Raw genomic sequence first — 14,544 nt, 5'->3', positions numbered from 1 at the left:
CTACCTCATGTTGTCATCCGCGAGGTAACTCCATAAGATAGAGTGTAATTCACTCTCGGACAGAGCCACCAGTATATGTCTCCTACTATATACGATATCGCACGCGTCGCCGGTGTTTCAAAATCGACAGTATCGCGAGTGCTGAATCAGCAAACAAACATATCACCAGAAGCGAAGGAAAAAGTTTTACGCGCTATTGAAGAATTACAATACCAGCCAAATAAACTTGCTCGCGCCCTGACCTCCTCCGGGTTTGACGCCATTATGGTCATTTCAACCCGTTCGGCAAAAACCACAACCGGAAATCCTTTTTTCTCTGAAGTGTTACACGCCATTACGGCTAAGGCGGAAGAAAAAGGGTTTGACGTAATATTACAAACCTCCCGTAGTACGGCTGATGATTTGCAAAAATGTGAAAATAAAATCAGGCAAAAAATGGTCAAGGGGATCATTATGTTGAGTTCCCCTGCCGATGAGTCTTTTTTTGCCCAGCTGGATAAATACGGTATTCCGGTGGTGGTAATCGGTAAAGTCGAAGGGAAATACAACTACGTCTATTCTGTTGATACCGATAATTATCAGGACAGCATCGCATTAACCGATGCGCTAATTGATAACGGGCGGCGGCGGATCGCCTGTTTACATGCACCGCTGGATTATCATGTTTCTATTGATCGGGTTAACGGCTATAAACAGAGCCTGAATAAACATCATCTGACGCTGAATCAGGATTGGGTGATTGATGGCGGCTATACCCATGAGAGCGCATTAGCCGCTGCCAGGAAATTATTCAGCCAGTCACCACTGCCTGATGCCGTATTTGCAACCGATAGCTTAAAACTGATGAGTTTGTATCGTGCAGCGGCTGAAAAAAATATCAATATTCCGCAGCAGGTTGCCGTTGTCGGATATAGCAATGAAATGCTTTCTTTTATTTTGTCACCGCCGCCAGGCAGTATCGATATCCCAACGCGAGAATTAGGCGAACAGAGTTGCACACTTTTGTTTGAACTTATCGCCGGGAAAGTCGCGGTACAAAATATGACGATCGCTACACATATTTCATTACCCGACAATCCGCGTTAAAACAGGGATACCGTCGTATCCCTGATTCGATCAGAAGGCGTAGTTGACTCCCACTCCAGCGTAGTGGAATTTGTCATTTGCGCCTTCGTCATGATGTTGCCACTCGAACGCGTACTCCAGCGTCATTGAGACACCATTCTGGAAATCATAGGCGTACAGCATCCCCACGCGGTTAAAATCGTGGCCTTCGCGCTCGATATCATCCTGCCAGTCCCAGTTAGACCAGCGATCCAGGCCGATACGCGTATAGGGCGTCAAGGTGGTGTTTCCCAGTGCAATAGGCAGATATGCCCGCAGTTCCTGAGTGGAAAATTCACCGTTATTACGTGACGAATCCATATTAAACCCACGCTCCAGGTAGTAGTTAGCCACCACCGAGAAGGTATCGTTAATTGTCCAGGTAAAGCCGGTTTCCGTTTCGACGCGGCTATCCGCATAGCCGGTTTCATCCAGATCGTTAGCAAACTGATAAAGCGATAGCCAGCCGCCAAAACGCCAGTCATCACTCAGGCGCAGGTTCCAGTCAGGCTGAATTTTCCAGCGCTGCATATTGGCGGTTCCGGCGTCATCACCACGGTCATCTTCAAAATGGTAGCCATAATTGCGGAACCCGCCGGTTAACCCCAAAGAGAAGGCATCGCTATCAATAAACTGATAACGCACTTCCAGCTCAGGACGATCAAACCATGATCCTCGAGAACCGCTGCTATAATCAACGGGGCCTTCCTGATAATAAGCGACGGCAACTCGCCACGCGCCATAAGAGGCATTAAACCAAACAGAAGGTTCATATAAACCGTCCATATCTTCAGACTGGCTTTCGACGTTTTCTATTTCATACATCGCACCGATATTAAATTTCCAGTCGTTATTTTCTGCCGCCTGCGCACAGGCAATACCCGCGCTCATGGCCAGCGCGGCACAGGGTAGTAATCTTTTCATTTTATTCCTTATTAAAATAAATATACGGATTTATATTCGTCATGTTTTAAAGTGCATTGATATTAGTTGCAGGCCGGATAAGCACAGCGTCATCCGGTTATTTCACCGCAATGCCTGATGGCGGCTTACGCCTTATCAGGCCTACAACCATCCGGTAATATCATCGCAACGCCTGATGGCGGCTTTCGCCTTATCAGGCCTACAACCCAACCAGCCCGTAGGCCGGATAAGCGCAGCGCCATCCGGCAATATCACCCGCATCTTGAATTGAGTGTCAAATAGCGACTTCCGTTTCTGCGTCAAAGAAATGGCTTTTAGCCATATCAAAATGGATAGTAATATTATCTCCTGCGTAATAGTCATTAATTGCCCCAGCGCGAACGACTAATTCATGTCCGCCGACCGTGGTGTAAAGCATAAATTCAGCGCCGGTTAACTCCGCAACGCTAATTTTGGCGGCAACGCTATTTTCATGCTGTAGTTCTGGATGAATATCTTCCGGGCGAATGCCAAAAATAACGGCCTGGTGGTGATCCCGCTGGGCTTTTAACGCCGTGAGCTTCTCTTGCGGGATGGTTAATTTAAGGGTTTCCGTTACAAACTGGTTTCCGTCAATAACGCCGCGAATAAAGTTCATGGCTGGTGAACCAATAAAACCGGCGACAAACATATTCGCCGGATGATTATAAACCGTTTTCGGCGCCCCGACCTGCTGCACAATCCCGTCTTTCATGATGACGATCCGCGTTGCCATGGTCATGGCTTCCGTCTGATCGTGGGTTACGTAGATCATGGTGGTGTTCAGCTTTTGATGCAGCTTGCTTATCTCCGCGCGCATCTGCACACGGAGCTTGGCGTCAAGGTTGGACAGCGGTTCATCCATCAAGAACACGCCCGCTTCACGGACAATCGCACGCCCCAGCGCAACTCGCTGGCGCTGGCCGCCGGAAAGCGCGCCAGGTTTCCGCTTGAGATATTCACGCAGGCCAAGTATTTGCGCCGCCCAGTTCACGCGCTCATCAATCACCGCGCGGTCAATCTTCTGCATTTTCAGGCCAAACGCCATATTGTCGTATACCGTCATATGCGGATACAGCGCGTAGTTCTGAAAGACCATCGCGATGTTGCGCGCTTTTGCCGGAACATCGTTCATCCGTTTACCGTCAATCAGCAGTTCACCGGCGCTTATCTCCTCAAGCCCGGCAATCATCCGCAGCGTGGTGGATTTACCGCAGCCGGACGGCCCGACAAAAACGATGAACTCTTTGTCTTCGATCTCCAGGTTGAAATCTTTAACTACGTGAACCTGGTTATCATATATTTTTTGAATATGTTGCAGCGAAAGCTGTGCCATGTTGATTCCCTTACTTTGCCTCTAGCCAGAAAGCCGATAAACACGGCCACGTCAGATATTTTGTTGCCGGAAGATGGAGATCCGCGCCGTGAAGCCCTGCCCCAATCGCCACCGATAACATGCCGCTGGCGTTGATGGCCTCGACTCCCGCCTGAGCATCTTCAATTCCGATACAGCTCGCGGGGTTCACCCCAAGCCCTTTGCAAGCGGCGAGGAAAATTTCCGGGTCAGGCTTAGAGCGGGTGATTTGTGCTGCATCGGCGCAAAATGTGAAAAAGCCTGTCAGCTCCAGCGCCTGCAAAATCGCGGGGGCATTGAGTGACACCGAGGCCAGCCCGCACGGGATCCGCTGCTCGCGCAGTGCCACAAGCAGTTCGCGGATCCCCGGCAGTACCGAGTCGGCGTTCAACTGGCGCAAAGTACGAACGTAAAGGGCATTTTTACGCAACGCCAACTCTGCACATGCCTGCGGGCTGTATGCCCCTTCTTTCCCGCCATGTTGCAGAATACGGCGCAATGATTCACCGCGACTGATACCTTTCAGGCTCTCGTTGAACCGCACATCAATATCAATCCCTATCTCTTGTGCAATTTCCCGCCAGGCCAGAAAGTGAAGGTGCGCCGTGTCGGTGATGACGCCATCGAGGTCGAAGATAATAGCCTGAGGTTTCATTCGCTATCCTTGTATGTGGTAGCGGTCCCATAAGAGGGCGAAATAACATCGTCGAGACGAAACAGAGCGGCCTCCGTGACGGTTTTCGGCTGCCCATTGAGCCATAGCTTGACGGGGGCGGAACTCCGAATCGCGATCTGTTCGCGCTCCACCGTGATGTCGAGCGACCTTCCCTGCCAGCACAGCGGAAAACGAAGACGCTGCCACTGGGGCGGTAATGAAGGTGCCAGATGCAGTTCGCCATCACGCACGCAGACCCCAGCAAACCCCTGGATAGCCCCCAGCCAGATGGCCCCGGTTGCCGCCGCATGAATGCCGTCGTCGCTGCTATGGGGATCATCGCCGAGATCGATTTGCCGCCCCCCATGCCAGAACTGATACCCCAGCGCAGGATCGCCGCAGCGCGTTGCCACAATGCCGTGGATAGCCTGACTCAGCGAGGAGTCGTGGATCGTCCGGGGTTCATAAAAGCGCAGGTTCGCCAGACATGTCTCCTGGCTGAAGCACTCAGGCCGCATATAGGTCAGCATCACCACATCTGCCTGCTTGAGGATCTGCATGTCATTGACTTCCGCCCGCGAATAATCGAGCAGAATGCTCTGCTTACCCGCCTGCGCTTTATATTTCGCCAGGTCGATAACTGGTTTCCTGAGGAAGGAATCATCCTGCGGCAGTACGCCATCAGGCTGAATATCCGGCAGCCAAAGACGCTGTAAGAACTCCGCCGCACGTTGCATAAAAGCATCATCGGTGCTGCCGTACAGGCGGGCAAAATAGAGCGCCTGTTCGACGTTGTAATACGCCATGTAGTTGGTGAAGGCATTATTATTGATATGCTCGGTATACTCATCCGGGCCTATTACATCGTGGATCTCCAGACGGTCATTCACCACAACCGCCCAGCTTAGCCAGAATTTTGCCGTTTCCAGCAGCAGCGTCAGCCCTTCATGGGACATAAAATGGCGATCGCCCGTTGCGTGCCAGTAGTTCACTACCGCCCACGCGATATCCGCCACCAGATGGTGTTCTGCCTGTGCAGATGCCACTTTTTGCCGCATCCCAGTGCGGATATTCATTGCGGCAAATTCAGGCGTTTCTTCCTCGCCGCTGCGAGCGCTCTCCCAGGGAAACAGCGCCCCTTGCCAACCGTGCCGTCGGGCTTTCTCCTGCGCGCCGGGCAAATTATGCCAACGATAACGGAGCAAACTTCTGGCGATAGTCGGCTCGGTAAAGAGATGAAACGGCAGCAAGAAAACTTCGGTATCCCAGAATACGTGGCCTTTATAGCCCTCTCCTGTCATTCCTTTCGCCGCGATACTGCTGCGTTCGTCGTGTACCGGCGTCATCACACGCAAATGATAAAGCACAAAATCCAGCGCCCGCTGGTCAGCGGCATCGACGCTGTTCACTTCCACACGCCGCCGTTGCCACCAGCCACGCCAGTTTTTCACCGATGCCGCGCGCAGCGTCTCATATCCCTGTTGCGCACATTCCTCAATCTGTTGGCGCGATTCACCGCTCCAGTGTTCCAGCGAGCTATCGCGCTCTGAGCGCCAGGTCACCCAGGCCAGTTTTTGCAGCGTGACCCGTTCGCCCGCGCGGACTCGCGTGCGGTTATGCTGCATCAGGCGGCGTTCTTTGGCGGAAACACTGCACGGCGCTTCACCGCTCATGCTGCTGAAAGTGGTGATGGCGATATCGTTTCGCCCGTCCTGAGTGGTATAGACGCCCTGTAACAGGTGTTGCCCAAACCGCCGGATCTGAGTCTCGTCGATGTGCTGGCGGCCATGATTGGTTATCGTGGCATCAATGCCCGTGACGATAGCAATGCTGGCATCAGAATCCAGCGGCGTGATGGCAATCTCCATCGCCAGCAACGGCAGTTTTTCTGCCGAGACAAAGCGGCGGCTGTCAATCATAAAGCGCGCCCCGCTTTCCGCCCGCCACACCAGGCAGCGACGGAGTTCGCCACAGGCCAGATCCAGCTCGCGCTGCCAGCTTTCAATCGTGCCGCTGGCCAGAGAGAAGATCTCGCCGTTCAGGGTGATTTCTGCGCCCACCACATCCGGCAGGTTAACCAGTTCGTTAATTTCATCTTTGCCCGCCCGGTGATATAGCCCAGCCAGATACATCCCACGGGTTTGCTGGGTATACGCCTCTTCGTGTGTGCCGCGAACGCCTAAATAACCGTTGCCCACCGTCATCAGCGAAGCATATTTGTCCAGGCTATGCGGGCAAAAAACAGGGTCAGATAACATTACAGGTTTAGTCATAGTTCCACATAAGTCCCTGTTTCTGCGGATTGATACAGCGCCGATACCAGTTGCTGGATAACGTATCCCTGCTCGGCATCGGCAATCATCACGGGCGCGCCCTGCACATGGTTAACAAAAGCATCCATGCTGCGGAAATGACGTTGATCGTCGGCCTGTTCACGCTGTCGCAGCATCACCAACTCCCCGTCGTTGTCGCTATAGACCTGCGCGGGAAATAGCGTCGCCCCGGCTTTATCGCCGCAAAAGCTGACGTTCATAATCGACTGTTCAGGGATATTGAGCGCAAAAGAGGTTTCGAGGCGCAAAATGCCGCCGCTCTGGAACTCAATCGTGCCAAACAGCGCATCTTCAACGGTATAGCTCGCCGGATCCCACTCACCAAACTGACCCCGGTTTTTACGCGTCCCAATCTTCTGAAAGCTGTGGGCGTGAACCCGTTTCACCTGCGGGAAGCCCAGTACATACATTGCGGCATCAAGCATATGGATACCGATATCGATAAGCGGGCCACCACCTTGCAACTCTTTATTCGTAAAGACGCCCCAACCCGGCACACCGCAGCGGCGTAAGGCTTTGGCCTGAGTGACGTAGACCTCCCCCAGCACGTTCGATGCCACCTGTTCGCGCAGCAGTTGCGTATCAAGAGCGAAACGATGGTGAAAATCGTAGGCCAGCACTTTGCCCACGCGACGCGCGGTCTGGCACATTTCCAGCGCCTGCTCCGGCGTCATCGCTGGCGGCTTTTCGCACATCACATGACACCCAGCCTCCAGCGCCATCAAGGTATGCTCAAAATGAAAACGGTTGGGCGAACAGACGCTCACCACATCGGGTTTCACCGCCTGTAGCATCGCCTGCGGATTGTCCCAGACCGAGGCATTACCGTATTTCTCTGCAAGCGCCTGCGCCTGTGACCGGCGGCTGTCACAGACAGCCACCAGTTCCAGGTCGTCGCGGGTGCAGTAGTACGAAGCATGAACTTTATCCGCCACCTGACCGGCGCCAATAATCGCGACCTGTAGCGGAGAGCTTGTCATTGCACTTTTCACGGCAATCCTCTTAACAAGTACGCAGCCAGGCCAACGACTGGCGGTAGGCTGCGGCCAGGTTTTCGGCCCGTACCCGCCCTTCGTACACCACGTAGCCCTGGTAATTATCGTCGCGCAACTGGTCAAATAGCTCGCTGAAATTCAGCGTGCCGCTACCTGGCTGGTAACGATGGTTATCCGCGATATGCACATGCCCCAGCAGGTCACGATTATCGTGCAGCGCCTGCGCCATATCGTCTTCTTCGATATTCATGTGATAAAAATCACCGATGATCTGCACCTGTTTCAGATCGTTTTCCACGATATAGCGGCGGGCATCGGCCAGGGTGTTGATCATATGATCCTGGTAGCGGTTGAGCGGCTCCAGGTAGACGACGGTTCCGGTACGTTCGGCAACCTTATCGAGATAACGCAGCGATTCGCTCACCGCTTTGCGGTCGCCCTCCAGGCTGCGCGGCGAGGTCATCGGCGGCAAGCGGAAGGTAAACATGCCCCACGCCGCCGGGACGATAATGCCTTTGCCGCCTACTTCCGCCAACGCTTCGAGAATGCGTTCAATCTGCGCAAGGCCGTTCAGGCGGCGCTCTTCAATAAAATCGCCAATCCAGCCATCATAGCCGCCACAGGCAGTGGTGACGGGCAATCCTGTCTCTTTGATTGCCGCTTTCACTTCAGCGATATTATTGACCAGCAGTTTGCCGTCGATTTCAAAACCATCGAAGCCCATCTCTTTGATATAACGAAATTTATCCAGAATGTTTTCTGGGAAAAAAGCCTGATTCTGTGTACCAATTTTCATCTGTTCATTCCTTTGATTAAAACGTGACGCCCATTTTGATGCTCTGTTCCGGGTGACGGTCAACGTACTGCATGTAGCTTTCCGGGCTGCTGGCGAAGGTCACTACGGGGTCTATCAGCGCGTCACAATTGAGATAACCGTTCATCAGTAATTCCCAGCAGGTTTCTTCAATACGCTTGCGGCTCCAGCGCGGATAGTCTGGGTTCGGTTCGCTACAGGCGCGGGAGAAGACGATTTTGGCGTTGTTAAAATGCGCTTCGCGACCGAGGTTGAAGCCTTCGGCAAACGGTTTGGCGAAGGCGACGTAGGAGATAGTGCCGCCGTAGGCCAGGCCGCGCAGCGCCGATTGCAGCGCGTCGGCATAGCCGCTGGTTTCGATTATCACATCAGCGCCCTGCTTGCCGGTCAGCGTTTTAATCTCTTTACCAACATCTGTGCCGATTGGGTTAAGACAAAAATCCGCGCCGTGACGACGGGCGATATCGCAACGGTGAGCTATCGGGTCAACGCCAATCACTACCGACGCCCCCGCTTTTTTCGCCAACTGCACCGCGATTTGACCAATCGCCCCTAAACCGATAATGACCACAAAATCACCAACACGAACGTTAGCATCGCGCACGCCGCTCATCGCAAACTGCGCGGGGTCATAGCACACTGCGTTCTTCCAGCTACTGCCTTGCGGCATCTTGCGCAGCTTGTAGTTATCCACGGCGTTAATGATGACCGTTTCCGACAATGGGCCATAACCACAGACGCTATCGCCTACGGCGTAGTCGGTAACGCGGTCGCCGCACTCAATAATGTCGCCCACCACCATGTTGCCGAGCTGGAACTTACCGAACTCAATACCACGCGGCGCATCGTCCGGGCGCGGCGAAAACATCTGCCAGTCGGCGTTAAACTCTTCATCAATAAACGGGCTGGCAGCGCGAAAATCGACCACTTCAGTGCCGTGTTTCGGCGCGCCGTAGCGCACTCGAATCTTCACTTCGTGAGCTAACACTGCGCGATCTTCATATTCCACCAGCGCCGCGACGCGCGGTTCTGTAGCCACTAACTTTTTCATTTACAACTCCTTGATTAAACTGGCCGCCTTAGCCCTTCACGCCACCTGCGGTCAAACCACTTTTAATAAAACGTTCGGAAAGCGCGTACATAATGACGACAGGCAGCGCCGTCACCAGCGACGCGGCCATCATGCGTCCCCAGATATAGTCCGGCGTACTGAACAGCGCGTTCAGGCCAACCGGCAGGGTGAAATTGCTGGCGCTGGAGAGGAAAATTGACGCAAACAGATAGTCATTCCACGCCACCATAAAGCAGTAAACAAACACCGAAACCAGCCCCGATATCGCCAGCGGAACGGTGATGCGAAAGATGATTTGCAGGCGGTTGAGGCCATCCATCATCGCCGCTTCTTCAATCTCATCCGGGATGGTGTCGAAATAGCTTTTCAGCATGAACACGGCGGTTGGCAGCGTTTGCGTGACCATCGTGATGATGAGCGCCATCTCGGTGTCATAGATGCCAAGCGCAGTAATAATTTTGAACAGCGGAACCACCAGCAAAATGCCGGAGAACATATACACCGTGTAGAAACTGGCATTGATGGTCATCCGCCCTTTAAAGCGCAGGCGCGAGAGTGCATAAGCCCCCAGCACACCGAGGAACACCGCCACCACGGAAGAGACGACCGACACCACCAGGCTGTTGCGGAAATAGTCCACAAAGGGAAAGATCACCGGGTTAAAGATGTCAACGTAGTGCTCCAGCGTCCAATCCTGCGGGAATAGCGTCGGGTGCAGCGAAATGGCCTCTTTCGCACTTTTGAATGAGGTCATCAGCATCACGAAGAAAGGAAACAGTGTGATCAGCAAAAAGACGCTCAACCCACAATAAAACCCGATACGTCCGAGCTTGCGCTTATTTGTTGCCATTGAGGTTCACCCGTTTTCTGGTCAGCAGGATTACCGCGAAAATAATGATAAACAGCACCACGGAAATCGCCGCCGCCTTACCTAAGTCATTAAATGCAAAAGCGGTTTTATAGAGATAGACGCCGAGGATATCGACTTTGGTGGTCAGCAGATAAACATCAGCGAACATGTAGAACATCCAGATGGTGCGCAGCGTCAACACGGTTGCCAGCACCGGCATAATGGCGGGCAGCGTGACAATCCGAAAACGTTGCCAGCCGTTAGCACCATCCATTTCAGCCGCCTCATACAGCGATTTATCAATCGTCTGCAAAATTGCCAGAAATGAGATAAAGGCATACGGGAAGTAACGCCAGATGGCGAACAGCACCACCAGGACAAAGCTGCTACTGGGATTATCGAACCACAGCGGCGCCCGATCGTAGAGATGCAGGAGATCGACACCGAGATAGTTCACAATGCCGTAGCCGTTGTTGAACATATACTTCCAGGCAAAGACCAGCGAAATCGACGGCGTGACGTAGGAGAGGATCACCAGCGAACGCGCGGTTTTCCGCAACCGGAATTCACGGTTGAAAAACATCGCCACCCCCAGCCCAAGCACCGTACTGCCCGCCACCACCAGCGCGGTATACCAAACGGTCATCCACAACGAGTGCCAGAATCCAGGGTCGGAGAGAATACGGATATAGTTACTCATCCCGACGAAGGTAGACTCGATACGCGGATTCAGCGGCAGGCGCATAAAGCTGATTTCGATATTGGAAATCATCGGCCAGGCCACCAGCCCACCGAGCAGCAACAGGCTCGGTGCCAGCAATAGCATCGCCAAAGGCATATCGGAACGACCTGAAAAGAACCTATTCATAACGGCTTTCCACTTCCCCATTACTGCTGCTCAATCAGCTCATCCAGTTTTTTCTGGCTCGCTGCGATTGTTTTGTCGAGGTCGGCTTTCCCTACCGTCACGTTATGCACCATCGAGCTCACGATACCGGAGCCTGTGACATCGCCCATGCGGGTAAAGTTTTTATCGCCCACTGCACCAAACACCTGGATATTCGGCAGTTCAGCAATCAGTTGATTTGGCAGCGTACCCAGCGCTTTAATCACGTCGTTCTGTTGCCAGGTGGCGGTGGTGACAACCGCTTTATTGACCGGCAGCGCCGCACCCGGCGACATCATCACCCAGTCGGCAATGTTCTCGGCTTGCTCCATAAAAGTGACAAACTTCTCAGCCGCTTGCGTCTCGGCACTCTCTTGCCCGGAGGTAATGGTGAGGGAGGTCAACATGCCGTAGACGGCTGATGTTTTCTCCGTTGGTACGACAAAACCGACGTTGTTCGCCCCCCCTTCTTTAATGACGGCCGGAAGAATGTAGGTGGAGTAAATCGCCATCGGCGCAGTGCCGTTCATAAAGGCATCTTTGACTTCCATGATGTCGTTAGAGCCAGGCATGGTATTTGCCGCCAAAGCGCGGTAATAGGTCAGCGCCTGAGCCATCTCCGGCGTATTGAGCGTAATATGGCCTTCGGCGTTAAAAACGTTGGCCTGGTTTGACAACGCAAACTGAGAGAACGACTGTTCCGTCAGCACGCTTTCTGCCGTCGGCAGCGCGATGCCATATTTCTTATGCACCGGGTCGTTAAGTTTCTGCGCCACGTCCAGTAGTTGTGCCCAATTGTTCGGCTCTGCCAGCCCAGCGTTGGCCAGCACATCTTTGCGATACCAGATCCCGCCAATCCAGGCGCTGACCGGCACTCCCGTCCAGGCCGTGCCATCTTCCGTGCGCACGATACGCAGCACACCGTCATAAAATTGTTGCTCGCCTACCGCGCGAATCACGTTCTCAATCGCTTTCCGATCGAGCAATTGCTCTTTATCCATCACTTTGGCGTAGTCATGGCTGGTTTCAATCACCTCCGGCAGCGAACCGCTTCGTGACAAGGTGATCACTTTGGTGTTGTAGGCGTCCTCTTCAACCGGAACCTGTTTTACGCTAATCCCTGGGTTTTCTTTTTCGAAACGCGTAATCAGTTTGCTAATAATCGCCTGGCGCTCCTGTTCAACCGACGAGTGCATAAATTCAATGGTGACATTCGCTTTATCTTCTTTACACCCTGAAATCAGGGCGCAGGAAACCAGTGCTGATATCAGCACGATTTTTGATTTAATCATTAGATGTTCCTTGTTATTTTTTAATCCACATAACCTGCCACGGTTGAAGTAATATCTCAGCAGAGGAGAGCGTCTCGCCAGAGATTAAATCCACACCCGCCGTGATATCGACACAAACAGACTGACTATTACGACTAACATTAAATAAAGCGGTTATCACCTCGCCGGACTCCGCGCGGCGAATTATTTGCATGACCGTCGAGGAAAGCGCACGTATTGAAAATTGGCTGTCAGGATGAAAGGCGGTTAAACCGCGACGAAGTTTAATAAGAGCTGATAACGAATGATAAACTTTATGACGTAGCGTAACGTCATCTTGCAATTCTGACTCCAGCATGGCGCTGATATATTTTTCACGGTTAATTGCGCGATTATATCCCAAACGCTCTACGCCCAGATAATCATTACGGGAACCCAGAATACTCTGGATATAAATAGCGGGAACGCCAGGGAAGCTCAGCAAAATAGCGTGAGCCAGAATAAAACGCCGTAACCGCTCATCATCATTGCTGCTCTGCGTATTAAGGGCGTCCATATACGTGACGTTAACTTCGTAAGGGCTACGACTGCCATCCGGGTTTTGCTTCCAGTTAACGAGTGCACCTTCCTGTTGCAGCATGTCCACCAGAGAGAGGATCTCTTCTTCTGGCAGCAGGCCACGCAGCGGGTTCAAACCAATGCCGTCATGAGAGGCCAGGAAGTTAAACCACGTCGTCTGCGCAGAAGGAAGTTGCAATGTTGCGCCCCACTGGCAGAGCGCCGAGACATCCTGGGTCAGCACCGAGTGCAGCACCAGCGGCGGCAGTGAGAACTGATAGACCATGTGAGCCTCATCAGTGCCGTTACCGAAATAAGCGATGTTATCTTTATGCGGTACATTGGTTTCAGTGATAATCACCGTGCCTGGCGCGACGCGCTCTACAATGGCGCGGAAGAGTTTGATTAAACGGTGCGTGTTTTGCAGATGAATGCAGCTCGTACCCGGCTCTTTCCACATAAAACCCACCGCATCCAGACGGATATACTCTGCGCCCTGTTTGAGGTAGTGCAGCAGAACATCCACCATCGCCAGCAGCACATCCGGGCAGGCATAGTTGAGATCGAGCTGGTCATCGCTGAAGGTCGTCCACAGTGAGCGAACGGAGCCATCTTTCAGGGTAAAGGGGGTCAGCAGAGGTAGCGCACGCGGTCGCGTTACCGCACTTAAATCAGTCGCGGGATCCATTTCAATAAAGAAATCTTTATATTCCGGCGTCTGATTCAAATATTGCTTAAACCATCCACTGTGAGCCGATATATGGTTACAAACAAAGTCGAACATTAATTTTGCCGATGAACTTAACGCCTGTACATCTCCCCACTCGCCACTATTGGGGTCTACCTGATAATAATCTTTTACTGAGAAGCCATCATCAGAGGACCACGGATAAAAAGGCAATAGATGGACATGTGAAAAAACAGAGGAAAACCATCTCTGGTACACATCATTAAAAACGGCTAGCGGTTTCCCCTGCTCTCCACGAAATTGGTCAGCATAGGTTATCAATACCACATCACGCTCATCCCATTGCTGTTTTCGCGTTTTTGATATTACTCTTTCGGCCTGTTCAATATTAGAAAAAAGCGATGCGATATGTTGTTCTGAAAATGTATTTCCATACACATCGGAAAGCAGTTGAAGAATTTTTTCGTTCACGTTGATTTCTCATGGTAGCGGTCCCACGAGAAAAGGCTACTCTCAGTAAAAAAGACTGTCAATAGTGGTAAAAGGCCGATTCAGCGGAAAAAAACAGATTCCTTGCGTGCAAAATGCGTATTTGTGAGCTGCCGCAAATTATGACTCAAAGGGTAAAATGTGGATTAATGCGATGGTGGGATAAAAAGAAAGGGTTCAGCGCCAAACACCTGTTAACGATGCGTTGATTCATCAGCGGCGTCGAGCACGCCGCTGATAGATATCAATACCAATATTTTCTTTAGATGCATTTGCATTATCAATACCATTGTATTGACGAGCGCCGTTTATCGCTTGTAGTGCTGCGCCAGTTTATTGGCCATACGATTGAGCAACGGTTCCAGCGCCACCGCCAGCAACATTTTTAAAGGCCGACGGGCAACGGATTTTACCGCCCAGCCAGCGACACCCGCCGGGCCGTAGCGGAGTGCGGTCAGCAGCGCGAGCTTGCCGACGATTTTCAAACCGGGCTTCACTTTCTGACCGGCCCGTTGCCATTTATTGCTCATCAT

General features: G+C 52.4%; 13 protein-coding genes. 1 reads left to right on the top strand and 12 read right to left on the bottom strand.

The features are described 5' to 3' along the window. Positions 1-75: 75 nt before the first annotated feature. Positions 76-1,086, top strand: a complete 1,011-nt coding sequence (locus AC6I4B_RS11065) for a LacI family DNA-binding transcriptional regulator (RefSeq protein ID WP_497771664.1) — start codon at positions 76-78, stop codon at positions 1,084-1,086. Positions 1,087-1,116: 30 nt separating this feature from the next. On the opposite strand, the gene AC6I4B_RS11060 is transcribed toward AC6I4B_RS11065, so the two are convergent. The 12 genes from AC6I4B_RS11060 to pspD all read right to left on the bottom strand — a co-directional run bounded on the left by AC6I4B_RS11060 (position 1,117) and on the right by pspD (position 14,541). After that, positions 1,117-2,028, bottom strand: a complete 912-nt coding sequence (locus AC6I4B_RS11060; RefSeq protein ID WP_497771662.1) for an OmpG family monomeric porin — start codon at positions 2,026-2,028, stop codon at positions 1,117-1,119. A 274-nt stretch (positions 2,029-2,302) separates the two neighbouring features. Beyond that, entirely contained in the window at positions 2,303-3,382 is a 1,080-nt protein-coding gene (locus AC6I4B_RS11055) for an ABC transporter ATP-binding protein (protein ID WP_497771660.1), read from the bottom strand. A 10-nt stretch (positions 3,383-3,392) separates the two neighbouring features. After that, complete coding sequence (gene pgmB, locus AC6I4B_RS11050) at positions 3,393-4,055, bottom strand: beta-phosphoglucomutase (protein ID WP_497771659.1); 663 nt, start codon at positions 4,053-4,055, stop codon at positions 3,393-3,395. Continuing rightward, entirely contained in the window at positions 4,052-6,328 is a 2,277-nt protein-coding gene (locus AC6I4B_RS11045) for a glycoside hydrolase family 65 protein (RefSeq protein WP_497771657.1), read from the bottom strand. Before AC6I4B_RS11045 ends, pgmB begins: the two co-directional genes overlap by 4 nt. Continuing rightward, positions 6,325-7,380, bottom strand: a complete 1,056-nt coding sequence (ycjS, locus tag AC6I4B_RS11040) for a D-glucoside 3-dehydrogenase (RefSeq protein ID WP_497771655.1) — start codon at positions 7,378-7,380, stop codon at positions 6,325-6,327. Before ycjS ends, AC6I4B_RS11045 begins: the two co-directional genes overlap by 4 nt. A gap of 10 nt (positions 7,381-7,390) precedes the next feature. Continuing rightward, positions 7,391-8,179, bottom strand: a complete 789-nt coding sequence (gene ycjR / locus AC6I4B_RS11035) for a 3-dehydro-D-guloside 4-epimerase (protein WP_497771654.1) — start codon at positions 8,177-8,179, stop codon at positions 7,391-7,393. Positions 8,180-8,195: 16 nt separating this feature from the next. Then, the gene (gene ycjQ, locus AC6I4B_RS11030) at positions 8,196-9,248 is read right to left on the bottom strand and encodes a D-guloside 3-dehydrogenase (protein ID WP_497771652.1); all 1,053 of its coding nucleotides are present in this window, start codon (positions 9,246-9,248) and stop codon (positions 8,196-8,198) included. A 28-nt stretch (positions 9,249-9,276) separates the two neighbouring features. Beyond that, positions 9,277-10,119, bottom strand: coding sequence for a carbohydrate ABC transporter permease (locus AC6I4B_RS11025; protein ID WP_497771650.1), 843 nt, complete (start codon positions 10,117-10,119; stop codon positions 9,277-9,279). Beyond that, a complete protein-coding gene (locus tag AC6I4B_RS11020; RefSeq protein WP_497771649.1) occupies positions 10,106-10,987 on the bottom strand; it encodes a carbohydrate ABC transporter permease in 882 nt (293 codons plus the stop codon). Before AC6I4B_RS11020 ends, AC6I4B_RS11025 begins: the two co-directional genes overlap by 14 nt. 20 nt (positions 10,988-11,007) lie before the next feature. Continuing rightward, positions 11,008-12,297, bottom strand: a complete 1,290-nt coding sequence (locus AC6I4B_RS11015) for an ABC transporter substrate-binding protein (protein WP_497771647.1) — start codon at positions 12,295-12,297, stop codon at positions 11,008-11,010. A 13-nt stretch (positions 12,298-12,310) separates the two neighbouring features. Beyond that, positions 12,311-13,993 (bottom strand): sugar phosphorylase, encoded by a 1,683-nt coding sequence (locus AC6I4B_RS11010; RefSeq protein ID WP_497771645.1) that lies wholly within the window; start codon positions 13,991-13,993, stop codon positions 12,311-12,313. A 326-nt stretch (positions 13,994-14,319) separates the two neighbouring features. Next, positions 14,320-14,541, bottom strand: coding sequence for a phage shock protein PspD (pspD, locus tag AC6I4B_RS11005; RefSeq protein ID WP_497772112.1), 222 nt, complete (start codon positions 14,539-14,541; stop codon positions 14,320-14,322). Between the last annotated feature and the right edge of the window lie 3 nt (positions 14,542-14,544).

It is taken from the genome of Kluyvera fluvialis, assembly GCF_059725275.1.
This window is presented reverse-complemented; position numbering and strand designations above follow the sequence as displayed.